The organism is Nostoc sp. (genome assembly GCF_036917135.1).
In the GTDB taxonomy this organism is placed as follows: Bacteria; Cyanobacteriota; Cyanobacteriia; order Cyanobacteriales; family Nostocaceae; genus Nostoc.
The window spans coordinates 14,276-40,714 of record NZ_JBALEA010000027.1 but is presented as its reverse complement, the minus strand read 5'-3'; the positions used below and the strand labels follow the sequence as shown (position 1 = coordinate 40,714).

The following is a 26,439-nucleotide window of genomic DNA, read 5'->3' as shown; positions in this document are numbered from 1 at the left end:
CTTGATTATAAGCAGCGATCGCTAATTCAATATTCTCGGCTCGTTCTCCTAATATTCTGTTACGGTAAGCATTCCCCAGATTATTTTGCGTCATTGCCCAATTTTCAGGAAAGGCGCTGCGGGTACATACTTCGAGTACTTGATTATAAGCAGCGATCGCTAATTCAATATTCTCGGCTCGTTCTCCTAATATTCTGTTACGGTAAGCATTCCCCAGATTATTTTGCGTCATTACCCAATTTTTAGGAAAGGCGCTGCGGGTGTAAACTTCGAGTGCTTGATTATAAGCAGTGATCGCTAATTCAATATTCTCGGCTCGTTCTTCTAATATTCTCTGATAATAAGCATTCCCCAGATTATTTTGCGTACCTGCCCAATCAACAGGAAAGGCGCTGCGGGTTCTAACTTCGAGTGCTTGATTATAAGCAGCGATCGCTAATTCAATATTCTCGGCTCGTTCTCCGAATATTCTGTTACGGTAAGCTTCCCCCAGATTATTTTGCGTCATTGCCCAATTTTCAGGAAAGGCGCTGCGGGTACATACTTCGAGTGCTTGATTATAAGCAGCGATCGCTAATTCTATATTCTCGGCTCGTTCTCCTAATATTCTGTTACAGTAAGCATTCCCCAGATTATTTTGCGTCATTGCCCAATTAACAGGAAAGGCGCTGCGGGTGTAAACTTCGAGTGCTTGATTAAAAGCAGCGATCGCTAATTCAATATTCTCGGCTCGTTCTCCTAATATTCTGTTACGGTAAGCATTCCCCAGATTATTTTGCGTCATTACCCAATTTTCAGGAAAAGCGCTGCGGGTGTAAACTTCGAGTGCTTGATTATAAGCAGTGATCGCTAATTCAATATTCTCGGCTCGTTCTCCTAATATTCTCTGATAATAAGCATTCCCCAGATTATTTTGCGTACCTGCCCAATCAACAGGAAAGGCGCTGCGGGTTCTAACTTTGAGTGCTTGATTATAAGCAGCAATCGCTAATTCAATATTCTCGGCTCGTTCTCCTAATATTCTGTTACGGTAAGCTTCCCCCAGATTATTTTGTAATGTTGCCCATTGTTCAGGAAAAACGCTGCGAGTGTAAACAGTTAGGGCGATTTCGTAGCCAGCGATGCTAATTTCTATGTTGTTGGCTTTACTACCCAAGGGGAACTGCTGAATCAGAATACTAAAATTGCCAATGTATGCGGCAATGGATGTTGCTGTATCTGGTTCCGCTTCTGCTAGGGTATTTGTTGCCCAACGACGCAATAATTCAGCAAAAATATCATTAAGTTTATCTGTATTTGCAGCCAGCAATGGGTAAATTACTTCAGCATCGCCGTTGCTGTCTGCTGTTGCTTGCAGTATTTCTAGTAAAAATTGCCCGTAAGTCTCTATATCTTCTTGGGTGATGGGGGAAGTTTCCGAGGTGAGATATGTTGCTAGGTTTCTCAACCAGTTTGCTCTATTTTCTTCTCCCTGCTGTGCAAAATGATCTGCTACTGCTGCCAACATCTGCAAAAAACCAGCATCAAGCAATTCAGTATTAGCTGCTAAAATCTCTGGTTCTTCCCCATTAGGGCAATTTAGCAGACTTTCAATCAGCTGGTAATAAGCTTGTAGGCGCTGTTCGTTCATAGTCAGGTGCAAGTATCATGTAACACCTTCTCTATTATGACTTGTTGGCGAACCGCGCAATGTTAGTGACAAATGTTGTAATGTTGATGACCAACGTTGTAATGTTTCTTCTTAATGTTGTAATGTTAATGACCAACGTTGTAATGTTTCTTCTTAATGTTGTAATGTTAATGACCAACGTTGTAATGTTTCTTCTTAATGTTGTAATGTTAATGACCAACGTTGTAATGTTTCTCCTTAATGTTGCAATGTTGATGACCAACGTTGTAATGTTAGCGCAACCCAACAAACCCAATTCCCAGTCTTTTTTACACAACTTTCCCCTTTAACTGAGAATTATAGCTTCCCCACCACCCCGCCTAACAGTGCAACTTAGACGGGTTAATTTGTCGTAAACATTTTTTGTATTAGTACTTGACTTGTATAAAATTATACTATAATATCAAAAGTATGAGAAAGGCGATCGCCCTCCGGGAAGAGTCTGCGATCGCCTTTCTTTAACCCCTACTCTAGGAGTCAATTACAATAATGACACAAGTACAAAAGTTCGTAGAAAATCCAAAGTTTGCTCAAGTACAGTTAGAAGAGTATTTGAGTAGTGAAGACTTCAATACACCCACCCTCAAGGAATCTGCTCAAAAGCGATCGTCTCAGAGAGAACCAATAAAACATTTATTGATTGGTTCTCCAAAAGCCGTCACTAGCACAATACACTTTTTGCAGGTAATTGGTTATGCAAATGTTGGAGACTGGAGTCAACTACTACCAACCGCTAACCCTGACGAGGTTATGAGTATTTTAAGCCGTCAGATTTTAGTTTCATAGTTTTAAACAAGAACCCCGACTTTTTAGAAAAGTCGGGGTTCTATTTCGCTGACAGTCTAGCGTTATATCAGCACAGTTGAAAATTCCATACTTAAGTACGGCAATGGTATATTAGACCACAATATATAAATCCAGTCACTTAATTAGCGATCGCCCTTGGCCTACGATAACACCTGCAAATACCTTGCTGAAAACTACCCTGCTGAGTTTGCTAGCTGGTTACTCTCAATTGACACCTCAGATATCCAAGTACTCAAAACTGAACTCAACCTCGAACCAATTCGCGCTGATTCGGTGACATTTCTGCAAATCGCCAACCAAATCTTACATTTAGAGTTTCAAACTACACCCAAATCCACAACCCCGCTTGACTTTCGGATGCTGGATTACTACACCAGATTAAAGCGGGAATACTGGTGTGAGATTAAACAGGTGGTGATTTTCTTACAAGCCACATCTTCTGAAGGTGCATTTCAAACCCAGTATATAGACACGAACACCAGACACTCGTATAGAGTGATTCGTTTATGGGAGGAAGATCCCACACCACTGCTAGCTAACGCTGCACTCTTACCACTGGCAACATTGGCGAGAACCGACTCACCCGCAGACTTATTAGAGCAAGTTGCTGCTAGTGTCGATATCATTGAAGAAGCAGACGAGCGACAAAATATATCAGCTTGCGTACAGGTTTTGGCTGGTTTGCGGTTTGACAAAAATGTGATTAAACAGCTTTTTAGAGAGGAAATTATGCAAGAATCAGTGATTTACCAAGACATTCTGCAAAAAGGATTGCAACAGCGAGAAGAACGAGGAAAGAAACAGGAGGCGCTACAACTGATTATGCGTCTTTTGACACGTCGGTTTGGTGCAATTGAGCCGGAGATAGAACAGCAGATTCGCACTTTATCGATCGCTCAACTAGAAGAGTTAGCTGAAGCGCTGTTAGATTTCTCCAGTCAAAGTGATTTAGTGAATTACTTAGGAAACATCTCTTTACCTCAACCTAATCGGGAAGATTAAGTTTTACCACGCCATGACTAAGCACTTCTCAAAGCCACAATTGGGTCAAGTTTAGCAGCGCGATGTGCAGGAACAACACCAAAAAATAAACCAATACCTCCAGAAACACCAACCGCCATAGTAATCGCTACGGGAGAAAGACTTGCTTCTAAAGGAGTTAAGGCTCCCACTAACAGAATGCCACTAACACCAACCGCAGTCCCAACTAAACCACCAGCTACGGAAACTATCACTGCTTCAATAATGAACTGTAGCAAAATATCCTGCTCAGTTGCGCCGATCGCTTTTCTCAATCCGATTTCTTGGGTGCGTTCGGTGACAGAGACAAGCATAATATTCATAATGCCAATACCACCGACAAATAACGATATAGCTGCGATCGCAGCCAACATAATTGTCAATGCACCTGTAATTTGACCAACAGTTTGCAAAGCATCCTTTTGTGAGCGCAGAGTAAAATCATCTTCACCATTAATTTTGTGCCGTAGACGCAACAAATTAGTAATTTGAAACTCTGCTGCATCCACACTCTCTGAATCACGAGCAGCAGCAACGAGATAATCTAAGGCGATACCATAAGGAGAATTCTTTCCTACAAGTCGGTTTGCGGAAGTCGTGATTGGTATTAAGGCAGCTTGATCATAATCTGCTCCTACACTGGAACCTTTGGCTATTAACGTTCCAATCACTTGAAAGCTAGTATTTCCAATCCGCAATTGTTGGCCGATGGCGCTACTATTACCGAATAGTTTTTCTGCTAAGTCTGCACCTAAAATAACGACTTGGTTACTTCGCTTGATATCTACCTCACTGAAAAATCTGCCTTTAGCAGTTTCAAAATCCCGCACCAATAGAAAGCTGGGAGTTGTGCCAATGATGTTGACATCCGTGTTTCTGTTGCGGTATGTAACCACCTGTCTTCTGTTTAACTCTGGTGCAACTCCAATTACAGTTGGTACTTGAGAGGCGATCGCATCCGCATCTTGTAACACCAGAGTTTTTGGTACTTCAAAGGAAATCCGCTCCGTTTCTTGATTACCTGGAATCACAAACAGCACATTTGGCCCTAATGACTCCAGCTGTTTATTCACGTATTTTTGCCCACCTTCGCCAATGCCGATCATGGCAATTACGGAGGCGTTACCAATAACTATACCCAGCATCGTGAGGGCGCTACGCAGTTTATTGGATAGCAGAGTTTTCCCCGCCATTTGGACACTTTCTAAAAAATTCATAAAACCTCGCGGGATGTGGGAAACTCAGTCACAAAGCGTGCTGAGAGCGAAACGGCACGAGCGAGTGAGAGTCGCTGTGAATCTGCTATAGTTATTTCGGGACTCTCAGTTAAATGACGACTTACCGAAATGGTTGGTTTGGTGCATTGCACTCTGATCAGCCCGGAATAAAAAGTAAGCAGGTTTGACCGGACTCTCTAGAGGCTATTTGCCATAGCCGTTACGGATCAGTATTTATGGAGATTCTGATTCTTGAAAATCTCAGACACTTTAGTGCTGAGAGTGTCAATTCTTAATAATTACGAATTATTCTTTTTCTCTTTTGCCTTTTCGATTTTGTAGTCTTTGGGAAGGTTAACAAATATGCGATCGCCTTCTTTAACTCCCGCTAAAATCTGAGTTTGGTTTTGGATTTGCGCCCCAACCGTAATTTCGCGGAATTGGGGTTGATTATTTACATCTGGTACAAGTACGCCAGTTTTATCCTTTTCGGTGACAATTGACACCGTTGGTAATACTAAAGCATTATTAACGCGATCGCCCAAAAAAGTCAGATCAACATTTAAGCCAGAACGCAATTTATCTGTACCAGTATCAAGAGCAACCCGCACCTGGAAAGATGTCACACCTTGTTCCACCACTGCTTCGGGAGCAATCAGGCGTACATGACCTTTAAAAACTTGATCGGGATAGGCATCAGCGACAATTTCCACCTGCTGTCCCGGTTTAATTCTGCCAAGATCGGCTTCGGTAACTTGAGCTAATATTTCTAACCCGCGTGCTACAGCGACAATTGAACTAGAAGTTGCCGATGCACTAGCAGAAGCAGAAGTTGTAGGTGTGACAAACGCGCCAGGATCAGCATACTTTTGGGTAACAATTCCCGAAAGAGGAGCGCGAATAATTGTATCTTCCAACTGTACTTGCACACCCTTCAATTGAGCTTCAGCAGATGCAACTACTGCTTGACGCTGAACAATTTCCTCGGAACGAGTGCCATCTTCCAAAAGTACTAATCCGGCTTTTGCTTCATTAACAGCAGCTTGGCGTTGGTCGATTTCCTCAGAACGAGTACCACTTTGGACTAACGACAATCGTTTTTTAGCTTCTTCTAAATTGGCTCTAGCACTTTTGTCGTCGCTGATGGCTTGATCGAGTAATTGTTTTGTCTCTGCTCCCTCTTTATACAAGTATTGGTAACGCTTTACCTGTTGACTTGCGTAATTCACCTTTGCTTGAGCCGCATCCACTTGCGATTGAGATTGAGCAATCTCTTGGGGACGATTACCAGCCCGAGCTGCGGCTAACTGGGCTTGAGTTTGTGCTAACCGCGCCCTAGCTTGAGCAATTTCTTGAGGACGACTACCAGCAACGGCTTCGGCTAGTTGTGCTTGACTTTGGGCTAAGTTGGCAAGATACTGGCTTTTTTGGGTGTCAATGCTAGCACTATCCATACGGGCGAGAATTTGCCCTTGTTGAATGCGATCGCCTTGTTCCACATATAATTGCGATAGCACTCCAGGGTTCTTCGGACTAATATTTACGCTCTGAACTGGCACGACTTTGCCACTAGCTGTAATCCGCAAAGTGACGTTTTGTGCTGCAACTGGGACAGTTAGTTGAGCAATATCTTCTTTGTTTGTCCCTTGATTTAGAAAAGTGTAAGTTGTCATAGTACCCACAACCAAGACACTGCCTGCCATCAGCCCAATCAGCCAATGTAATGGATACTTAACTTTGCCAATAACTGGAATTTCTATGTGAGTAGCCATATTATAGAAGCCTGTAAATATTGCTGTTTATAAGTAGCCTTAAGTTAGAGGGCAAGTATAGAATACGAATTTTTTAAAGCTTTGGGATTAAATTTTTATTCCGAAACTAACAACTAGAGGCATAATTAGCTTCCTAGTTGCTTAATATTCCTTCATGTTAGACATTAGTCTTTGTGTATGGCTTCACCTGAATGGATGACTTTGACCACAGTGTATTAGTGCAATCCCGAATCATTCCTAAGAAACAAGATCCCCGACTTCTTCGAGAAGTCGGGGATCTGCGGCTGGTAATTATAGCCGTCGCCACTTTAGTTAGGATGCTAGGTGAAGGATATGCTCCATAGCCTCTCGCAAAGTTAGAAAACGGTCTAGCTGCTTTCGAATCCGGCTCTTGAGCCAAGCCCAACATCGCTCAATCTTATTCAAGTCAGGTGAATAAGGTGGCAAGTACCAAATCTCACAACCTGCTGCTTCAACCAACTGCTCAATCTGTCCACCCTTATGAAAGGTGGCATTATCGATCACCAACTTCTGCCCCGGTTTCAGTAGTGGTATCAAGCAGGTTAATAGCCAAGTCTCAAACACCGTTCGATTACAGGCTCCTTCGATGGTGAACGGTGCCAGCAACTGCTGCCCACATAAAGCTGCAATCATATTCACTCGACCACTTCTGCGTCCTGACTTCAAAGCATGAATGCGTTCGCCTTTAGGACTGTAACCATAGCTATAGTCGTCTCGATTATCCATACCTGACTCATCTGCGTAGACAATCTGCTCTGTCTTCACAGTCGCTAGTTTTTGAGCGAAGTCAGCTCGTTTGTGCTCATCGCGTTCCTGGTAGCCGTAGGTCTTTTTTTTCGCGTATAGCCGATCTTCTTCAGCGCCCTTGAGATAGTGCGATCGCTGATGTCACTATCCCACAACTGTGCCATCTCTACCTGGGTCTGATCGCGGTGTTTTTGTGCAAATGCTCGGAACTTTTCCCAGTCAGTGATCTTGTGACTATGGCCTGTACGCTGTCTAGGTTTAGCTTGGACATCGCCAGTTTCGGCTTTACGCTGAAGCCATAGGTTAATAGTGTTACGACTGATTCGGAAGTAAACGCTTGCTTCGCACCGTTTCATCCCATCTAGTTCAATAGCATCGATTACTTTGCGTCGGAGGTCGTAGCTGTATGGTTTGGCCATGGCTCAGGCATGATTCTAAACTGCTTTCCAGTCTACATCCTAATCAATATGGCGGTTGCTATATCACAAATCTATCTCACAAATCAAATATTCCTCATTCCAAAGGGTGTGTAATTATTGCTGAAATTGGGTTAATAACCAAGCACCAACTTGACTTTGATTTATTTGACGAGTTTGCCGTAATGCATCGTTTAATAAAGAAATTGCTAATCCTGGTAATACCTGAGATTCTGTAATCCGCCTACTACCTTGGTTTTCAATAGCAAAAGCCATAACTTGCACATTCTGGACATTTAAAATCCAGTATTCTTTCACTCCTAAATCTTCGTATAAAAGCCGTTTTTCGCCTTGGTCGTCAGCAAGTGAAGTATTAGCAACTTCAATAACTAAATCTGGTGGTGGATAGATATCTAGGCTGATAATAGAAGTGCCGTAGGGAATAACATCAGCATTTTCGCCAATGTAGTAAGACACATCAGGTTGAGCTTCCTTAAAGCCTTTTTTGCGATACGTACAGTTAGTTAAACCTTTGACGAGGATGCCTTTGATTGTGCAAAAAAGGTTAACAGCAAAGGAAATAATTGTGTTGTCGCAGGCGTGGTCATGGCCGAGTGGTGGCATTTCGATCCTCATGTGTCCATTGTGGTAGTAGCCCTTGGCTTTTTCGGAGGCAGGATTTTCAATTACTTGGATATATTCATCCCAAGTTGCTGCTATCCAGGTATCAGTTACTACTTTGGTTTGTAATTCGCTCATAATATTGTGAAAGTGGAACTTTAATAACGATCATACAAGTTTCATTTTCCAGCACTAAGCTGACAGTAAAGCTGTAACTGCATCCTGAAGTAGATATGCGTAAATAACTTAAAGTTTTGTAGTGAGGACTTTAGTCCTGTCTGCTTACCTACGGTGTACACACAAGTCGAAAAAAGCTCGATTTCCCATTTCTCTCGTTCCCATGCAGAGCATGAGAATGGCTGATTGGGGGCTGCCGCCTCCAGTCAAGACATTGAGCCAGAGACTCAATGAATGCATTCCCAGGCGGAGCTTGGGAACGAGTAAAGCCTTATCAAGTTAGGTTTTTAGGACTTGTGTGTACACCGTAGGTCTGCTTACAGGGTACAGAAGATAATTTTCTTTACTATCCCCTGTAACCTATCCCCTTCTTAACTCTCTTTACTATTGCTCCAACAATTTCATCCGGTGCCACCAAAGATTCAGAGGATAATAGACCACAGGTGCCCATAAACTACTAAGAATCGCTGAGGCAAGGGCGACACGCTGGTAATATGTCCAAATATCTGTTACTTTGCGCTCATTGCCGAGCAAAGTTAATTGCAACCCAAAGATAGTTTCTGCCAAAACTGCCATCACAAAGACAATTACAGCAATCGAAATAAAATCTTCTTCGATAAAACGCTGTTTCTGAAGCAGACCAGTTAAAATTCCCACTACACCTAAACTGATGGCATGAGTAGGGTTAGGTGATGTCATTGAATCTTGAAGTAGCCCCAGAACTATACCTGCCAATGCTCCGGCAAACACCGTGCGCTTCACACTCCAAGCTACCACCCAAATTAACAGCCAATTAGGGCCAATTCCTAATAATTCCATACCTGGGAACCGGGTTGGCAATAATAGTAAACATAACAGTACAGATCCAACTGTGACTATCCAACCCAATAACTTACGTACACCCGGATGCCAACGAGCAAGCGCCGGGATTTTGAATTTCGATTTTCGCTCAGACGATTTTGGCTTTTTCTGCCTGCTAGCACCAAATGCAGGAATCTTCATTTTTATATGGATTTTTTCAAAGAATTTACTTAGACTTTTGCGGCATTTGATTTGCCGACTCTTGGTTTTCTGGCTTTGGATAAACAGCCACCCAATCGAGAGAGCGGATTGGCGGAAAAAGCTCAATTTTTGCCACTGATGCTGGGAGTTTCTTTAAATCCAGCGACTTAATTCGTCCTACTGCCAAGCCAGATGGAAATTTCTGACTATAGGTAGATGTGGAAACTAAATCTCCTACCTTGACATTTGGGACTTTTTCATAAAACTCCAACACAGCTTCCGCCGAAGCATCTCCTCGTAAAACGCCTTTAGCTGCTGTGCGGCTAACAGAGACACCCACTTGACTCTTGAGGTCACTGATTAACAACACGCGGCTAGTATTGGGAGTTACACTCTCCACCAAACCCACTAATCCGCCTTCTGCTTTGACTATGAAGCCTTCCTGAATCCCTGCACTGGCACCGCGATTCAGGGTAACTTGTTGCCACCACTGGTCAGCACTACGTCCTACCACCCGTGCTGGAATTGGCCGTGATGCTAGTGGCTCTTTTTCCACATAGCCTAATAAATCTTGTAGCTTTGTCTTTTGACTTTCCAAATCTACTATACGGGTTTGCAATTCCAATATCCGGGCATCTCTAAGACGTTCTTCTGGAGTTGGCCCTGACTGCAACATCTCTAACGGACGGGTAATTGCCTGGTATGTCTCAAGCAGCAACTCACCTTGAGTCTGTCGCAATACCCAAGCACTACCAACTGCTAAAGCTAATAAGCCGATTTGTAACCCTTTACGATCCCACCAACGCCGTATTGTCACCATATATACCTTTCTATACCTATATAAATTAAGTTCTACTTGGATTCTATTTATATAAAACCCAAATAGAACTCAAATAGAACTCAATTCTGATATTTTTTTGTTACATATTCCGAGAGCTTTCAGTCACAACTCGTTCCAACTGTTTAAAGTTTTCTAACACACGACCTGTTCCCAACACAACACAGCTCAAAGGATCAGCAGCAATGTGGGTAATAATCCCTGTTTCATGGCTAATTAGGGTATCTATGCCTTTGAGCAAAGCACCGCCACCAGCTAACATGATACCTCTGTCGATAATGTCTGCTGCCAGTTCTGGCGGTGTTCGTTCTAGTGTCCGCTTCACCGCTTCTATAATTACTGATAGCGGTTCCAACATACTTTCGCGGATTTCTGGGGCTTTGATGGTTACAGTTCGCGGTAGACCTGAAAGCAGGTGTAAGCCTCGGACTTCCATCATCGCTTCATTATCATCATTAGTCGGATAGGCAGAACCAAGGCGAATCTTGATGTCTTCGGCAGTACGTTCCCCAATGACTAGGTTATGAACTTTCTTAATGTACTGAATGATCGCATCAGTTAGTTCATCTCCGGCAATGCGTACTGATTCGCTGATTACTGTACCCTGAAGACTCAGCACCGCAACTTCTGTTGTGCCACCACCAATATCGATGATCATGTTGCCAGTGGGTTCGGCAACTGGTAATCCTGCACCAATGGCCGCAGCTACAGGTTCATCGATTAAATACACTTTTCTGGCTCCGGCTTGGTGAGCTGCATCCATTACAGCTCGCCTTTCTACTCCTGTGACTCCACTGGGAATACCAATGACAATCCGGGGTAAAATTAAAGACCTACCTTCATTTACACGCTGAATAAAGCTTTTCAGCATCAGTTCGGCTATTTCAAAGTCAGCGATTACACCATCCCGCAAGGGACGGAGGGCAATCACATTTCCCGGTGTGCGACCGAGCATTTTTTTGGCTTCTTCTCCGACTGCTAGTGCTACCTTTTCGTTAACATCGATCGCAACTACAGAAGGTTCTTGTAGTACAATACCTTTACCAGATACATAAACTAAGGTGTTTGCGGTACCGAGGTCGATACCCATATCCCATGATGTGCGAAAGTTCCTAAAAAGACCCACGCGTGTCTAAGCCCCCTATCTATGTGCGATACTTTTTGACTACAACCGTAAGAGTTAATTGTGCCGGATTTGATTACGAATGTATCCTGAGTTGAGTAAATTAGACTATATTTTTATATGATTCCCAGGAATATTTACGATGTCTCAATCCCCGTACTTTTTGATATTCTCTGGTTAACTTAGTATATCCGTATGCTTTTATTTGTTTCTCCAAGTAGTGTGTATAATTTATCAAGTCAACTATATTGTTAACTGTTTAACACATTATTTTCAAGTGTTTCACAATTCGCTATGATGAAAGTCGGAATTAGTGAGTACACTTGTACTTAAAGGTAACGTAAATGAGTATTAATATTGTCACCCTTGTCGGTCGTGTAGGCGGCGACCCAGATATAAAGTATTTTGAGTCTGGTAGTGTTAAGTGTAGATTGACACTGGCGGTAAAAAGGCGATCGCGCAATAGTGATGAACCCGACTGGTTCACGCTGGAATTATGGGATAAGACGGCTGAGGTAGCCGGTAATTATGTCCGCAAGGGAAGTCTAATTGGCATAAAAGGTTCCTTGAAGTTTGACACATGGAGCGATCGCCAAACAGGAGCAAACCGTTCTACACCAATTATTAGAGTAGATCAACTGGATCTATTAGGCTCTAAGCGAGATGGAGAGGGCGGTACGGGTGATATGTCTTCAGAACATTTTTAATTGGGCATCCCTTCTCTACGAGACGCTACGCGAACGGCTCCGCTCAGGGCAAGTGGGCATTGATTATTAGTCCTTTGCCCTTACAAATGACAAAGGACTAATGACTAATAACTAATTTGCAGCGTCACTGATGCTTCTACTTGTTGTTCACCACCAATTACAGGGGTGGAAGTATCAGCTGACTTGGCAGCCTCAGCCCGTAAAAACATCGGTGGTGGAGGCGCAGTAGCATTATTAACTTGAATGCTCACTATTTCTTTGGATTTAAAACCCAAGGCACTGAAAACAGCATCAGCTTGCTGTTGGGCATCTTGAGTCGCTTCTTTTAATGCTTGTTTTTGAGCCGCCGCGATCGCTTGCTCATTCGCAACGAAACTGATACCGTTAATTTGTGTCGCACCGGCTTTCACTGCATCATCCAATAATGTTCCGGCTTTCTCGGTAGGAATGCGAAAACTCACGGTGTTATTGGCAGCATAGCCTGTAATTCGCTGCACATTATTAGTGTAGCTGTAAACTGGATTCAATTGGATACCAGTAGTTTGTAATTTTTCGACATTTTGGTTCTTGAGGAACGCAACCACAGCCGATGACCTCCGGGCGGCTTCTTGCTGTACCTCTTGGGCTGTTTTCCCCTGAATCTCTACACCTAAACTTACTTGCGCCAGGGTTGTCGGAATTGTTTCTACTCCACGACCACTCACACTAAGGGTTCGCCACAATTTCTCCTTTTCTTGTGCCAACGCAGGTAGTACAAAAGTTGCACATAAAAGCATTGCTAAAGGCAGTATTTTCCACAGGTTTCCAGATGAAAACCGAGAACCGGGTAAAGCGGCTCTAGTCATAATATTTGCACTCCTCAAAGTATCCGCAGATGTTTCTGATCAAGGTATATAGCAATCTTCTGGTGGCGTTGACAGTCAACAGCCACCACAAGTTTTTCACAACTAAGGTGCGATCGCTAGATCCGATTTGTATGTTCTTACTTTGACACTGCGATCGTCAAAAGCTGAAATGGTTACATTTTTGGAAACTAAAAAAATTACACTAGTACAATCTCTAGCTAGTTTTAAGGGTTTGTAGTAAGCACGAAGAGTGCTTAAAAATAAGGACTTCAGTCCTGACTACGAACTGGGGACAAATTAATTTATTTAAGCTGTCAATCGCGTTTCCATAGGATGTTTTTCAGAAACGCGTCAGAATCAAAGAGAAGGATTTTCACAGAACCCATGCATTTGTTAGATCCAATCAGCTTCTCTTTTCCTCTGCTGGCTACCGCAACACAAGCCGCAGACAGTTCAATGGTAGTCGAAGCAGTGCTACTAAGCTTAGTAGTCGTTTACCTCGCCAGCAAAGTTGGTGGAGAGTTATCAAACCAAGTGGGTTTGCCACCCGTTTTAGGCGAACTTCTCGGTGGTGTGGTAGTTGGTATCTCTGTTTTCCACCTTTTGGTGTTTCCAGAAGGCGGCACAGACGGTTCTAACTCTTTGATTATGTCCTTCCTTCAAACTACTGCTGGTTTAACACCTGAAGCCACTCCAGCCGTGTATGCAGCCCAGTCTGAGGTTATTTCCGTTTTGGCAGAATTGGGTGTGATCATTCTGCTCTTTGAAATCGGCTTAGAGTCGAATTTAAAAGACTTAATGGCAGTTGGTATCCAAGCTAGTGTCGTCGCAGTAGTGGGGGTAGTAGTACCCTTTGCTGCTGGGACTGTGGGACTGATGACTTTATTTGGTATTAGCGCTGTCCCGGCAATTTTTGCAGGGGCAGCTTTGACTGCCACTAGTATTGGTATTACTTCCAAGGTGCTGTCAGAACTGGGGCGACTCAATTCTAAAGAAGGACAGATTATTTTGGGTGCTGCCGTAATTGATGATGTATTGGGAATCATCGTTTTAGCGGTAGTTGCCAGTTTAGCTAAAGATGGTGTGGTGGATGTCAGCAAAGTTGTTTATTTGATTATCAGCGCCACTGGTTTTATTTTGGGAGCAATCCTACTAGGCAACGTTTTCAATAAGTCCTTTGTAGCGATCGCTGATCAACTCAAAACACGTGGTGGATTGGTGATACCAGCATTCATCTTCGCCTTTGCTATGGCATACCTGGCCGCCGTCATCCACTTAGAAGCAATTCTCGGAGCTTTTGCGGCAGGTTTAGTTTTAGAAGAGACAGAGAAGCGCAAAGAACTGCAAACACAAGTTTGTCCCATTGCCGATATGTTAGTGCCAATTTTCTTTGTGACTGTTGGGGCAAAAACTGATTTGGGAGTGTTAAACCCAGCAATTCCCGACAATCGTGAAGGTCTAATTATGGCAACTTTCCTGATTACAGTAGCCATTCTCGGTAAAGTAATCACAGGTTTAAGCGTGTTTGGTCAACCGGGAATTAACCGTTTAGCGATCGGTGTGGGGATGATTCCTAGAGGCGAAGTCGGGTTAGTGTTTGCTGGTGTCGGCGCTGCTAGTGGCGCTCTCTCGAAACCATTAGGGGCAGCAATTATCATGATGGTTATCTTGACAACCTTTTTAGCTCCTCCCTTGTTACGATTTGTGTTTCCAGACCCAAAAACCGTGGAAGCAGGCTCAGAGCAACTAATTTTAGACGCTTCCTCTGGGATTTCGTTGGTAATTGAACCACCTCAATCAAGGGTGCCAGCATCAAATGACAGTGGCAATTTGGAAGTAACCCCAGATTCTAGCGATCGTTAATTATTGGGATTGGGGAATGGAGAATGGGGAATGGGGAATGGGGAATGGGGAATGGGTTATTAATTATTCTCTTCATCTCCCTCATCCCCCTCATCCCCCTCATCCCCCTCACCTTTCAATTGTCCCGTAGAAACTTCTCTCCCCCAACCTCCGTCCCGTCTGACTGTAGAATAATCGTTTGTTTCTAATTTCTACCAGCATTCAAAATGTTACTTATTTCTAGTCTCCCTCGCCTTGTGAGCCTTTATCTGAATATTTTTCAGATAATTGGGGAGTAACACCCATAAATTTTGCTAGATCATCTGACAGTAATGGGAATTATTTACTCAGTGCATCAATGGCAACAACGAACAAACATTTATTAGTAAACAGCTATCAATTATCAATTTTCTAGCTTGATTGGAAGTCAGAGTCCCCCACCTCCACAGGTGGAAGGTTTCGCATAGGGATTTACACTGAATATGAAACCTGATAACTGAATTTAAGTGTGTCTTAATAGCAATTTAAAAATCAAAAAAGGCATCCAAAGTGAAGTTTAGGTGATGACAGTGTGATGATTTACCAATGAGTTGAGATATTGACGGCTCCCATGAATGTGAATTAGGAGAAAGGACTGTGAAATTACACTGGTTATTACCCAGCACTATTGGAACTATCTTCATGCTATCGTCGCCGGTCATGGCCGCGAGACTTGAATCTTGGCGCTTTGATGCCAATCAAAACAGGCTGGAAATTAATACTGTGGGAGCAGTTCAACCCCAGGCACAACTAATTTTCAACCCGACTCGGCTGGTAATTGATTTGCCAGGAACTACATTTGGTCGTCCGCAGCTAACCCAACAAGTGGGCGGTGGAATTCGCTCGATCCGTGTTGGACAGTTTGATACAGAAACAACGCGGATAGTTATCGAACTGACTCCTGGTTATAGTTTAGACCCCAAACGAGTGCAATTTGTTGGTACAACTGGCGATCGCTGGACGGTGCAATTACCTCGACCAGAAATCGATAAAGTCGCTTCATCTCCCAGAAGTGCTTACAGTGTAGTTACCCCAGATTCTGAACCTCAACCGAGTATTTCAAGGGTTGCCAGTACCACACCAGGGGCAACTCAAATTGAGCATTTACAAGTAACAGGCGATGGGTTATTCATTCGTACCAGTGGTGGTAATCCTCCCATTCAGGTAATTCGCAGCCGCGATCGCGCTAACATCTTCATAGATATCTCTGGCGCATCTTTATCACCACGTCTGGTGCAACATAATATATCCGTTAACAAACATGGTGTTAGCCGCGTCGAATTCACCTCATTGCAAACTCAACCCCCTGTTGTCCGCTTAACTTTGCGCGTAGATAAAAATAGCCCAGACTGGCGAGCAACGAATAGTAGCGGCGGTGGTTTAGTAGTTTTACCTAGTCGTGTTGTCGGATTACCTCAAAGTAATAATTCAGAAAATCAATCCGAACCCGTTTCCTTTCCTAGTAGAGCATCTGCCAACAACTTGCCAGCAACAATTGAGTCTGTGCAACTGGCTGATAATGGCACACAACTGCTAATTAGAGGCAATCAACCTTTATCTGCTACCGGAACCTGGGATAGATCCTCTGGTCTGTACCGCGTCACAATTACCAATGCTAACCTAGCTCCCAAAGTTACAGGCCCGACTTTTGCTAACAATAGCCCCATTCTTCGGGTACGTCTGCAACCTCAACAACCCAACACTGTCGTTGTCTTAATTCAACCAGCAGGCGGAGTGCAACTTGGGCAACCCAGACAAATGGGCGACCAAGTTTTGGCTTTACCAATACAAGGCTCTCGCCGAGTTGTCGCTCTCCCCGGAAGACCACCCTTTGCTTTACCTGGGCTACCACCACCAAACCGGGGGTCATTCCCAGATCCAAATAATCCCAATCCCCAGCCCCTAACACAACCACTGCGCCGAGTTACCAATGGGCGAGTGGTAGTCATTATTGACCCCGGACATGGCGGTAAAGATTCTGGAGCTCTTGGCATTGGTGGGGCACGCGAAAAAGATGTTATCTTGCCTATTGGTAAGAAACTTGCTGAGATTTTGCAGCAACATGGCATACAAGTGATTATGACGCGGGATTCGGACTATTTTGTTACCCTTCCGGGACGAGTGCAATTAGCAGAGCGAGCTAATGCTGATGTGTTTGTTAGTATCCACGCTAATTCAGCAGGTGCGAGTCGTCCTGATGTTAATGGCTTGGAAGTGTATTATTACGACAGTGGCCTGGAGCTAGCTCGCGTTGTCCGTAGTAGCATTCTTCAAAGTATTGGTACTCTCAAAGATAGAGGAGTGCGACGAGCCAGATTTTATGTCCTCAGAAAAAGTTCTATGCCCTCCATTCTCGTGGAAACGGGTTATATGACTGGTCGAGAGGATATGGCTAGGCTCAGAACCTCAGCTTACCAAAATGAAATGGCAGAAGCGATCGCTCGTGGTGTTCTTCAGTATCTCAAGAGAAGATAAGTAATTTAGCCGAAATTATTGAGTAAATACATCTAATCTTTACCATTTTTATCCAATTTAGTAGTAAACAATTTAAGTATTCTTGCGGCGGGATAGGAGTAGCTTCTTTGTTATTGTCATCTGATGCTTTGCAAGTCAACAGATTTTGGATTTTGGATTGGTGTCACCGATAAGAGGTGTTAGTGTAGCAGGACGCTAATCTGACATAAAACTCAAATCGGGAATCTAAAATTTAAAATTGGCAGTCAAATTTATATAGGCTAATGGCATGGCAAAATCAGAGGAGCGTGCTATATTTTACGCCATTAGCTGTGTCTTAATAACAGCGCAAAACTCAAGGTGCGCGGTGACGGTGTGAGGATTTGCCAATATGTTGAGATGTTGACGGCTCCCATAAATGTGAATCAGGAGAAAAGACTGTGAAATTACGCTGGTTACTATCCAGTACTATTGGAACCATCTTCATGCTATCGTCGCCGGCAATGGCCGCGAAACTTGAATCTTGGCGTTTTGATGCCAATCAAAACAGGCTGGAAATTAATACTTTAGGGGATGTTCAACCCCAAGCACAATTAATTTTTAACCCCACTCGCCTGGTAATTGATTTGCCAGGAACCACATTTGGGCGTCCGCAATTAACCCAGCAGGTGGGCGGCGCAATTCGTTCGATTCGGGTTGGGCAGTTTGACGAACAAACAACGCGCATAGTGGTTGAACTTACTCCTGGTTATAGTTTAGACCCCAAAGGAGTGCGATTCGTCGCGGCAACTGGCGATCGCTGGACAGTGCAATTACCTATGCCAGAAGCCGAAAATGTACCCTTAAGAAATACGGCGGGGCAACCAGAACAAGCTATAGCCACAGCAAATTCACCAAGAACATCTACGCCAGCATTCCCCCCAAGAGATATTTACAATGTGGTGAGAACTGACTCTGTAAATCCACCTAACAACAGAATGCTTGTTGCCAGGGTTACTCAAATTGAGAAATTACAAGTCACAGGTGATGGTTTTTTCATTGCGACAAGTGGTGGTAATCCTCGGATTCAGGTAAATCGGAGCAACGATCAAAAAGCAATCAACATCGACATTGCTGGCGCAACTTTATCACCAAATCTAGAGCAGCGAGATTTGTCGATTAATCGCTATGGTGTCAGCCGTATCCAGTTCACCCAACTACAAACCAGTCCGTCTGTTGTGCGCCTGACTTTACAGGTAGATGAAAATAGTCCAAATTGGCGAGCAACTAGTAGCAGCGTTGGTGGTTTTGTGGTTATACCCAGTCGTGGCATTGCCCAATTGCCTGGAAGTAACAGTCCACGTCCCATACCTAATAACAACTCAACTGCTACCATTCAGTCTGTGCAACTTGCTAATAATGGCACACAACTACTGATTAGAGCCGACCAAGCTTTATCTGCTACAGGAGGCTGGGATAGATCATCTGGTCTATTCCGCATCACTATCAACAATGCTAAGTTAGCTCCCAAAGTCACAGGCCCTACTTTTAATCCTAATAGCCCGATCCTGCGGGTACGCCTACAACCACAAGAATCCAACACTGTCAGCGTCTTGGTTCAACCAGCAGCCGGAGTGCAAATTGGAGAACTAAACCAGGTTGGCGACGAGCTTTTAGCTTTAGAATTACGACGCTCTAGTAGCAGCAGTATCACACCGCCCATTGCTTTACCTCCCCTCCCATCGCCAGACCAAGGTCAATTACCAAATCCCACAGATAATCCTCGTACCGTCTCCCAGTCACGGCCACGCCCCTCCGTTCCTAGAGGTAAATTGGTAGTAGTTATTGACCCCGGACATGGTGGAAAAGACTCAGGTGCCCCTGGTTTAGGGGGACTTTTAGAAAAGGATGTAATTCTGCCTATTGGTAAAAGGGTAGGAGCAATTTTAGAGCAAAATGGTGTACAAGCGGTACTAACGCGAGATGCCGACTTTTTCGTAGAACTTCAGGGACGGGTAGATATTACCAAGCGAGTTAATGCGACTTTGTTTGTCAGCATTCACGCTAATTCCGTTGATAATCGCCCTGATGTCAATGGGTTAGAAGTATATTATTACGATAGTGGTTATGGTTTGGCTGAAGTAGTTCGTAAAACCATCCTCCAGGATATCGGTACTATCAAAGACCGGGGAACCCGCAAAGCCAGATTCTACGTCCTCAGAAAGAACTCAATACCTGCTATTCTAGTGGAAACAGGCTATATGACTGGTTACGAGGATAATCCTAGATTAGGAACACCAGAGTATCAAAATCGGATGGCAGAAGCGATCGCTCAAGGCATCCTCAAATATATACACCAGAGGTAATATACTACAAATTACTAATTCAAGAGGTGGTATTTAAACTTCTTTGACGTGCAGAATTTAGTGGTCAAGTTGGAGATTGTCTGCTAAATTCTGTATTTTAAATCCCAAAACCTAAATTAATATCTGCCTGTGTATTCATCTTCCATCTTTGAAGGAAATCTTGACGATTTTTCTGATCAAGAACCCCAACGCGCCCCAATCGGCATCTTTGATAGTGGTGTGGGTGGGCTGACGGTACTCCGACAACTATATCGGCAACTCCCCAATGAATCAATTGTTTACTTTGGGGATACAGCTAGACTTCCTTACGGAATTCGTTCGCAAGCAGAAATTTTACGATTTACGCGTGAAATTATTACCTGGCTACAACAGCAGCAGGTAAAAATGGTAATTATGGCTTGCAACACTAGTTCCGCCCTAGCCCTAGAAACCGTGCGTCAAGAATTCAGCATACCCATTTTGGGAGTAATTCTACCGGGTGCAAGAGCAGCAGTACAGCAAGGAAGACGTATTGGTGTAATTGCCACCCCAGCTACAGCTAAGAGTAATGCTTATAAGCACGCCATACTCGAAATTGCTCCTGATGTCCAAGTCTGGCAAGTTGGATGTCCAGAGTTTGTGCCACTCATCGAGCAAAACCGCATTCACGACCCTTACACTGCTGAAGTAGCACGAGCTTACTTAGAGCCTTTATTAGAGCAGGAAATTGACACCTTAGTTCACGGTTGTACCCATTATCCCCATCTTACACCAGTATTGCGATCGCTCCTGCCATCTCAAGTCCAGTTAGTTGATCCAGCTGTTCATGTTGTGGCAGCTTGTGCCCAAGAACTAGACTTACTAGGCTTAAGAAATACTCATCTACCATTACCAACTCGCTTTGCCGTTAGCGGTTGTCCGCAACAGTTTTCCCAATCAGGAGTGCAGTGGCTAGGCTATACCCCAATGGTTGAAGAGGTTTCCTTCACTGATATCGCTATTTCCCAACTCCAATAAAACTAATTAGTCCTTAGTCTTTTAATCAAAACAAATGACCAAGGACTAATGACTAATGACTATTAACTGATATCTCCTGCTTGTGTTTTCCTTCGGGAGACGAAGGGAAACTGGTAGGAACAGTCTTTGTACCCGTTCGCTTTGCTAGTGCTAATAACAGGTAGACCGTGAACAAATATCCAGAGGCTAAAATAAAAATCATCATAGGTATACTTCCGTAAATCATTGTTCTACTAGCACCCTTCTAAACAAATATAAAATTCCATAAATTAGTAGAACTTCAGCCAAGCAAGTGCATTCTTGATGGCTGTAGTTTCATATAGCAAAATTACCTATAGAGATAAAATCCTCTACGGACAAAGAATTTATTATCTAATGGGAGTTCTAGCAGACCATAGATCCCCCAGCAGTTAGCTTGCCGTTTGGCAATCTAAAACTACGATTCTCACCGGTCTACTTGATCTGCTTTATTTTTGCTCAAACGGCTGTGAAAAGAGCAATGCTTGCGCTCAACGTGCGCTAAAGACGTGTAGCGGCTTCCCATAGGGATATGGCATAGCTCCAAACCAGGAGTTTCGCGTCTCGTAGGAAAAATTAAAGAAATTATTCCCTTAACCTAACCGACGAATATTTATTTTATACTCACAATACCAATTCAGTGAAATCAACTAGTAGCTGACTTACTTTTGCGCGTGTGAATATCTTACAAAATTTAAAATTCCTATACTTTAGCCTAACACAACGACCCTGAATTTTGAGCTTATTCGGCTGCTAAATTTCAAATTTTTTGAAGAGCTACACTTCAGTCTTGGAGAAATTTAGTCTTAACAATTGGCTGCAAATTTAAATCGCGTCTATTTTGTCAATAAGTAATATTGCTTAAATTGTTTTTGGAACTGTGGCGAGAAAGGTGAGACGGGAAACTACTTAACGCAATTTCACCTGAAATTCATTCTCATATACTGAATAATTCACCTTTGAAGTTATTTTCAAACCTGAATTCTCACAAATTAAGCATAATTACTTATTGACAAATACATCAGTAACCTTAATTATCACCCATAGACTCATAAATATGGGATTACCTGATGAAAACTTTGCGCTGGCACAGGGTTATCTTAAAATGAGTATAGGATATGTAAACTTTCGTAACCTAAGTCAGAGTCCGCCCATCCATGACCCCAGCCACCTCCCTGTTTACCCCTGTGGAAGCAGACCTGCGACTACTAGCAGATAACCTAAAACAGCTAGTTGGAAATCGCCACCCCATTCTCTTTGCAGCCGCCGAGCATTTATTCGGTGCTGGGGGAAAGCGTATCAGACCAGCAATTGTCCTGCTAATATCGCGGGCGACAATGTTAGAACAAGACATTACGCCGCGTCACCGCCGCCTTGCTGAGATTACAGAAATGATTCACACAGCAAGCTTGGTACATGACGATGTGGTAGATGAATCAGACGTGCGGCGAGGCGTTCCTACCGTTCATAGTTTGTTCGGGAACCGCATTGCCATCTTAGCAGGAGATTTTCTCTTTGCCCAATCTTCCTGGTATTTAGCAAACTTGGACAATTTGGAGGTGGTGAAACTACTCTCAGAAGTCATTATGGATCTGGCTACCGGGGAGATTCAGCAGGGACTAAATCGTTTTGATGCTGGTATCTCTATTGAAACTTACATTGAGAAGAGTTATTACAAAACAGCTTCGTTAATCGCCAATAGTTCTAAAGCTGCTGGGTTACTTAGTGAAGTCTCACGAGAAACTGTTGAACATCTGTATAGCTATGGTCGTCATTTTGGTATAGCATTTCAGATTGTTGATGACATTCTAGATTTCACCAGTACAACAGATACCTTGGGTAAACCAGTAGGGTCGGATCTCAAAAGTGGTAATCTGACTGCACCTGTTTTATTTGCTTTAACCCAAAAACCATCTTTAGAAGTGCTGATTGATCGAGAGTTTGCCCAAGAAGGGGATTTAGAGCAAGCACTCGCACTGATTCAAGATAGTCAAGGTATACAGCAGGCGCGAGATTTGGCTGCTCACCATGCAAAGTTGGCAATTGAACATCTTGCAGTTCTCCCACCCTCAGAATCCCACCAGGCATTGATTAACATAGCTGAGTACACACTGAGTCGCCTCTATTAAATCAGTTCTCAGTTTTAAAGTAGAAAGTGGAAATTTAGGTTTTCGGTGTGTTACGAAAGCCATAACACACCGAAAACCTGAAATGTTGTGTTGGGAAAGCCATAACACACTAAAGCACTTTTATATTTAATTCAACCTACCGATTTACCAGTTAGAAAGCAATACGCTTGGGTTAAAGCTAAAACTCTTTATCAAAGTCAAATTTTTTAACGTAGACGCTTCGGCTTCCCGCAGGGTACCGCAGAGGCACAGAGGGAACAGAGAGAAGAAAAAAATGCTTAACCCAAGCGTATTGAGTTAGAAAGTAGAGTTTTTTATTTGGAAGTTCTTAAGTATGGGATCTTTGCTTGATTGGGAAACTAAAACTGAAAAATGTTCACTGATAACTGTTTTTTAACAAATTTTAGGTTTCACCCAGATTTTAGTCAGTCGGATAGTGTAAGGGAAAGAAAAAAATTTATTTTTTCCTGATTTAGAAAACTTTTTTTCAAGGAATTTGAGATTTAAGATTTGGGATGTGGGGTTGTATCTAAAAAACTCCACATCCCAAATTTTTCTATGCAATATTAGGGGGTATCTCTTTAGGCGATCGCAGTTGTCGTAAGTGTTGCTGTATGAGTTTTTCTAGTTGAGCTCGCCGAATTTCGACGGTATGAGTGGTCTTACCCGGCGTTTCCAAAAAAACGATGCTATCTACGGGTTCTAATGCCACCATTTGGAACAAAATATGGGTGACAGGAGTAATTTTAGCTAGCATTTGAGGGTCAAGCCCATCAGGGGAAATTAGAGAGACATCCTGTATGGTAGGGAAAGCGTAAATCACACGTTTTTCCAATCCTGGATTAGCACGATTGCTCAATGTAGTTAAAACCCAGCTTGCCTCCGAATTTTGGAGAATGTAGTACTGGGAGTAGCGTAATTTTTGAGCGATCGCTCTAAGGGCAGGAGCAATTGCTGCAACAAGATGTGGTGTCATACCATCTCGGGGTGCATTGTCAATCAGCAATTGAATTTGTGCTTCTAAATCCATAATGACTTGTATACGGCTCCTGGGTAACGGCAATAACATCTATCAAAGTGTGAACAATCCCATCAGAATTGGGAATAATAAAATCAGCCACATCCTAAATATAGGATTGGTCTGCGTTTAGCTTATACGTAAAACCAAAAAAGCCAATACCCACAGTCGTACAGGTTGTATTTAAATACTTAGGGTCTTTTGAAAACTGAGACTATGAATTCAGCCGCAACCGTAACTATTCCATCTGCAACTATTCTGGGAGAAAATTCAAAAGGCGTGGAGGTGATCTTTCAACTCCTGTCCAAGGAGTTTCAGCAGTCAACCAAAGCTTCGGAACAGAATTGCCACGACGTCGCCAGACGTATTACCACCGAAGTCTACCGGATTTGTCATGAAAGCAAACGTATCCAAGCTTCGGGAACTGTAGAAAGCTCGGCGCTGACCCTGGCTCGGCATCGGCTGCAACAGTGTCTCAGATACTATCAGTTGGGTTCAAATCGGGGCAGGGTAGAATTACACAGTACTCTGAGTGCAATTGTTTATCGATATATTAATCCTCCTCAGAGGCAATTGAGCTATCAAGGGCGGCTGACGATAATTGAAGATTTCCTCCAGAGTTTTTATTTGGAGGCGTTGAACGCTTTCCGGCGAGAAAATCAACTTGGTGCCACTTATCGCCCTCAGACGCTCTTGGAATTGTCTGAGTATATGGCATTTACCGAGCGCTACGGCAAGCGACGCATTCCTTTACCAGGCCGTCAGCAGCAGCTAATTATCCTCCGGGCACAAACTTTTTCCCAACACCAGCCCCCAGAAACCAGCGTAGATATAGAACAAGCCGCAGAAGGTAGCAATAATGAAGGTGACGGTTCTTGGGAAGAGCCAGCAGTTTACCAATTGCGCTCCACAATGGCAACGCAAGCCGAACCCGAACCTGAAGAAGACACCTTGCGCTCCGTTGTGGTTACGGAATTAATGAATTATCTCGAACAACGACAACAATCTGACTGCGCTGATTATTTTTCTCTTCGCCTCCAGGATTTATCAGCACAGGAAATTGAGTCGATTTTAGGTTTAACCCCTCGTCAGAGAGATTATTTGCAACAGCGCTTTAAGTATCATTTGATTCGGTTTGCACTGTTGCACCGTTGGGAATTAGTTCATGAATGGCTGGAAGCTTCTCTGCACACCAATTTGGGCTTAACTCCCCAGCAATGGCAAGTATACACAGCACAACTGGACAATAAGCAACGATCTTTATTAGAGTTGAAGCAACAAGGACAAGCTGATGAAAAAATCGCCAAAATTTTAGGGCTGTCAATGGCACAACTGCAAAAACGATGGTTTAAGATTCTTGAGCAAGCTTGGGAAATTCGTAACTCATTAGTGTCCGGATCAGGTGCATCTACTCATGAATAGTGACTCAGAATCCTTACAATACCAGTGTCTCGATTGGTTATTGACAGATGATGTCAAAAATCACGAGCGATCGCTAGAATGTGAGGAAAATGAAGGGGTAAAAAACCTCCTCAATGAAGCCACTGCTTCAAAAAACAGTGAGCCAAAATTGGGAGGAACGCCCCAGACCTTTCAATTGGGAGAAATTCCTACTGTGCAAGATCGTTTTCAAACTGTCCTTAAAAGTCGGTTACAAATCCAAGCCCAAGATCACCCACCGTTGTTTCCCTGGGAAACACAATTAATCGACTATCCTGATTTTGTTGATGAGCCGTCAATGACACTCGTCCCTAGCTGGGGATGGATGGTACAACAATCTAAGTTGACCTTGCCAACTCGCTTGCCGGAAAGAGTTTTCCAGCAATTGCTAGAACAGTGTCAGGCTTTGGTGACATCTTCTGTGCCATTGGGGGCAAAATTAGTTCAAGTGGTGGAGAACTTTTTTCCCAATGATTCTCAAGCACTAAATGACATAGCTGGATTGGTGCTAAGAAGCACCTACCGGTCTGTAAATACTCTGGAGACAATGCCCGCTATTCAAAGCGATTACTCAGATTTACAACCGCGTCAACAGATGGCTTTGTCGCTTCTAGCAGCTAAACAACTGCTGGAAAATCTAACTCTGCCAGTTTCACCAACTAGTCCCGTGGTAGAAAGACAATGGCTAACCAGTGTTGGTGCTTTGAATATCAGAGTAGAGTACCAGTCTCTAGGTAAACTTACGAAGTTACTTGTTCAGGCTGAGTTACCTGTTAAAGGAACTTTGACCCTGCGGGGAAGCGGTACCTTAGCAATGACAACATCTTCGACTTCGGGATACTTAAATGTAGAGTTAGGCTGCGAGCAACTTAACCCAACTTATACCTTGGAAGTTGAGTTTCCCGAAATAGACGCGCAATCGTTGTTGTTTGTGATTAATCCCACCGTGTAACTTTAATTGCCAGCGCTAGTACGTAATATTGAATAATCTTAAGGTAACTATTTCCTAGCTGTTGCCTTGGGGCTTTTTCTGTCTCTAGATACTACTAGCAACAGGGTGCTTCCTTATACTGAAGTGTGATTACAAGTAAGCAGTGGGTGTAAACTCACCCTCCACCCCATAATTGATTTTTTGTGGGTACTCGTCAGTCTACTGGGTTAATAGCAAAGCCTGAG

The 26,439-nt window shown here is 43.4% G+C and carries 20 protein-coding genes and 1 pseudogene; 10 read left to right on the top strand and 11 right to left on the bottom strand.

The genetic code is table 11. The annotated features are described in order from the left end of the window. Positions 1-1,630, bottom strand: a pseudogene (locus tag V7K50_RS07735) (CHAT domain-containing protein); the annotation flags it as partial. Between the two features lie 528 nt (positions 1,631-2,158). On the opposite strand from V7K50_RS07735, the gene V7K50_RS07730 reads away from it, so the two are divergent. Beyond that, a complete protein-coding gene (locus V7K50_RS07730; RefSeq protein ID WP_334958762.1) occupies positions 2,159-2,455 on the top strand; it encodes a hypothetical protein in 297 nt (98 codons plus the stop codon). Between the two features lie 156 nt (positions 2,456-2,611). Then, on the top strand, positions 2,612-3,478 hold the full coding sequence (locus V7K50_RS07725; protein WP_334958760.1) for a DUF4351 domain-containing protein: 867 nt from the start codon (positions 2,612-2,614) through the stop codon (positions 3,476-3,478). A 17-nt stretch (positions 3,479-3,495) separates the two neighbouring features. Here V7K50_RS07725 and V7K50_RS07720 read toward each other — a convergent pair whose 3' ends face one another. The 7 genes from V7K50_RS07720 to V7K50_RS07690 all read right to left on the bottom strand — a co-directional run bounded on the left by V7K50_RS07720 (position 3,496) and on the right by V7K50_RS07690 (position 11,397). After that, on the bottom strand, positions 3,496-4,713 hold the full coding sequence (locus V7K50_RS07720) for an ABC transporter permease (protein WP_334958758.1): 1,218 nt from the start codon (positions 4,711-4,713) through the stop codon (positions 3,496-3,498). A gap of 299 nt (positions 4,714-5,012) precedes the next feature. Next, a complete protein-coding gene (locus tag V7K50_RS07715) occupies positions 5,013-6,485 on the bottom strand; it encodes an efflux RND transporter periplasmic adaptor subunit (protein ID WP_334958756.1) in 1,473 nt (490 codons plus the stop codon). A 312-nt stretch (positions 6,486-6,797) separates the two neighbouring features. After that, positions 6,798-7,672 (bottom strand): IS630 family transposase gene (locus tag V7K50_RS07710; protein WP_334958754.1). Its coding sequence is split into 2 segments (ribosomal slippage): positions 6,798-7,340 and positions 7,343-7,672, totalling 873 coding nucleotides; the frame shifts between segments, so codons are not numbered across the junction. A 114-nt stretch (positions 7,673-7,786) separates the two neighbouring features. After that, positions 7,787-8,428, bottom strand: a complete 642-nt coding sequence (locus V7K50_RS07705; RefSeq protein ID WP_334958751.1) for a Uma2 family endonuclease — start codon at positions 8,426-8,428, stop codon at positions 7,787-7,789. Between the two features lie 423 nt (positions 8,429-8,851). After that, on the bottom strand, positions 8,852-9,469 hold the full coding sequence (gene mreD, locus V7K50_RS07700; protein WP_334958749.1) for a rod shape-determining protein MreD: 618 nt from the start codon (positions 9,467-9,469) through the stop codon (positions 8,852-8,854). 25 nt (positions 9,470-9,494) lie between these two features. Beyond that, on the bottom strand, positions 9,495-10,289 hold the full coding sequence (gene mreC, locus V7K50_RS07695; RefSeq protein WP_334958748.1) for a rod shape-determining protein MreC: 795 nt from the start codon (positions 10,287-10,289) through the stop codon (positions 9,495-9,497). Positions 10,290-10,389: 100 nt separating this feature from the next. Continuing rightward, the gene (locus tag V7K50_RS07690; RefSeq protein ID WP_334958746.1) at positions 10,390-11,397 is read right to left on the bottom strand and encodes a rod shape-determining protein; all 1,008 of its coding nucleotides are present in this window, start codon (positions 11,395-11,397) and stop codon (positions 10,390-10,392) included. Between the two features lie 377 nt (positions 11,398-11,774). On the opposite strand from V7K50_RS07690, the gene V7K50_RS07685 reads away from it, so the two are divergent. Further along, on the top strand, positions 11,775-12,137 hold the full coding sequence (locus V7K50_RS07685; RefSeq protein WP_069071395.1) for a single-stranded DNA-binding protein: 363 nt from the start codon (positions 11,775-11,777) through the stop codon (positions 12,135-12,137). A 104-nt stretch (positions 12,138-12,241) separates the two neighbouring features. Here V7K50_RS07685 and V7K50_RS07680 read toward each other — a convergent pair whose 3' ends face one another. Further along, positions 12,242-12,982 (bottom strand): SIMPL domain-containing protein, encoded by a 741-nt coding sequence (locus tag V7K50_RS07680; RefSeq protein ID WP_334958744.1) that lies wholly within the window; start codon positions 12,980-12,982, stop codon positions 12,242-12,244. A gap of 384 nt (positions 12,983-13,366) precedes the next feature. On the opposite strand from V7K50_RS07680, the gene V7K50_RS07675 reads away from it, so the two are divergent. From V7K50_RS07675 to murI, 4 genes are all read left to right on the top strand, one after another. Next, complete coding sequence (locus V7K50_RS07675) at positions 13,367-14,845, top strand: cation:proton antiporter (RefSeq protein ID WP_334958742.1); 1,479 nt, start codon at positions 13,367-13,369, stop codon at positions 14,843-14,845. A gap of 615 nt (positions 14,846-15,460) precedes the next feature. Beyond that, positions 15,461-17,338: an N-acetylmuramoyl-L-alanine amidase gene (locus V7K50_RS07670; protein WP_334958740.1), complete on the top strand. Its 1,878-nt coding sequence runs from the start codon at positions 15,461-15,463 to the stop codon at positions 17,336-17,338. Positions 17,339-17,757: 419 nt separating this feature from the next. Then, positions 17,758-19,662 carry an N-acetylmuramoyl-L-alanine amidase gene (locus V7K50_RS07665; RefSeq protein ID WP_334958738.1) on the top strand — a complete coding sequence of 635 codons (1,905 nt, stop codon included), beginning with the start codon at positions 17,758-17,760 and terminating at the stop codon, positions 19,660-19,662. Positions 19,663-19,791: 129 nt separating this feature from the next. After that, complete coding sequence (gene murI, locus V7K50_RS07660) at positions 19,792-20,658, top strand: glutamate racemase (protein WP_334958736.1); 867 nt, start codon at positions 19,792-19,794, stop codon at positions 20,656-20,658. Positions 20,659-20,710: 52 nt separating this feature from the next. Here murI and V7K50_RS07655 read toward each other — a convergent pair whose 3' ends face one another. Next, positions 20,711-20,863, bottom strand: a complete 153-nt coding sequence (locus V7K50_RS07655; RefSeq protein WP_334958770.1) for a hypothetical protein — start codon at positions 20,861-20,863, stop codon at positions 20,711-20,713. A 970-nt stretch (positions 20,864-21,833) separates the two neighbouring features. Here V7K50_RS07655 and sds point away from each other — a divergent pair. Further along, the gene (gene sds / locus V7K50_RS07650; protein WP_334958734.1) at positions 21,834-22,805 is read left to right on the top strand and encodes a solanesyl diphosphate synthase; all 972 of its coding nucleotides are present in this window, start codon (positions 21,834-21,836) and stop codon (positions 22,803-22,805) included. Between the two features lie 556 nt (positions 22,806-23,361). On the opposite strand, the gene V7K50_RS07645 is transcribed toward sds, so the two are convergent. After that, positions 23,362-23,835, bottom strand: a complete 474-nt coding sequence (locus V7K50_RS07645; RefSeq protein WP_334958732.1) for a hypothetical protein — start codon at positions 23,833-23,835, stop codon at positions 23,362-23,364. A gap of 204 nt (positions 23,836-24,039) precedes the next feature. On the opposite strand from V7K50_RS07645, the gene hetZ reads away from it, so the two are divergent. Both hetZ and V7K50_RS07635 read left to right on the top strand, forming a co-directional pair. Further along, entirely contained in the window at positions 24,040-25,245 is a 1,206-nt protein-coding gene (gene hetZ, locus V7K50_RS07640; RefSeq protein ID WP_334958730.1) for a heterocyst differentiation protein HetZ, read from the top strand. After that, positions 25,238-26,215, top strand: a complete 978-nt coding sequence (locus V7K50_RS07635) for a PatU (RefSeq protein ID WP_334958728.1) — start codon at positions 25,238-25,240, stop codon at positions 26,213-26,215. The genes hetZ and V7K50_RS07635 overlap by 8 nt, the downstream gene beginning before the upstream one ends. Positions 26,216-26,439: the final 224 nt, after the last annotated feature.

Coding starts and splice junctions, on each gene's coding strand:
- mreC (WP_334958748.1), bottom strand. CDS start 10,289: ATGGTGACAATACGGCGTTGGTGGGATCGTAAAGGGTTACAAATCGGC.
- V7K50_RS07685 (WP_069071395.1), top strand. CDS start 11,775: ATGAGTATTAATATTGTCACCCTTGTCGGTCGTGTAGGCGGCGACCCA.
- V7K50_RS07675 (WP_334958742.1), top strand. CDS start 13,367: ATGCATTTGTTAGATCCAATCAGCTTCTCTTTTCCTCTGCTGGCTACC.
- V7K50_RS07690 (WP_334958746.1), bottom strand. CDS start 11,397: ATGGGTATCGACCTCGGTACCGCAAACACCTTAGTTTATGTATCTGGT.
- hetZ (WP_334958730.1), top strand. CDS start 24,040: ATGAATTCAGCCGCAACCGTAACTATTCCATCTGCAACTATTCTGGGA.
- V7K50_RS07705 (WP_334958751.1), bottom strand. CDS start 8,428: ATGAGCGAATTACAAACCAAAGTAGTAACTGATACCTGGATAGCAGCA.
- V7K50_RS07655 (WP_334958770.1), bottom strand. CDS start 20,863: ATGATGATTTTTATTTTAGCCTCTGGATATTTGTTCACGGTCTACCTG.
- mreD (WP_334958749.1), bottom strand. CDS start 9,469: ATGAAGATTCCTGCATTTGGTGCTAGCAGGCAGAAAAAGCCAAAATCG.
- V7K50_RS07680 (WP_334958744.1), bottom strand. CDS start 12,982: ATGACTAGAGCCGCTTTACCCGGTTCTCGGTTTTCATCTGGAAACCTG.
- V7K50_RS07720 (WP_334958758.1), bottom strand. CDS start 4,713: ATGAATTTTTTAGAAAGTGTCCAAATGGCGGGGAAAACTCTGCTATCC.
- sds (WP_334958734.1), top strand. CDS start 21,834: ATGACCCCAGCCACCTCCCTGTTTACCCCTGTGGAAGCAGACCTGCGA.
- V7K50_RS07715 (WP_334958756.1), bottom strand. CDS start 6,485: ATGGCTACTCACATAGAAATTCCAGTTATTGGCAAAGTTAAGTATCCA.
- V7K50_RS07635 (WP_334958728.1), top strand. CDS start 25,238: ATGAATAGTGACTCAGAATCCTTACAATACCAGTGTCTCGATTGGTTA.
- V7K50_RS07645 (WP_334958732.1), bottom strand. CDS start 23,835: ATGGATTTAGAAGCACAAATTCAATTGCTGATTGACAATGCACCCCGA.
- V7K50_RS07730 (WP_334958762.1), top strand. CDS start 2,159: ATGACACAAGTACAAAAGTTCGTAGAAAATCCAAAGTTTGCTCAAGTA.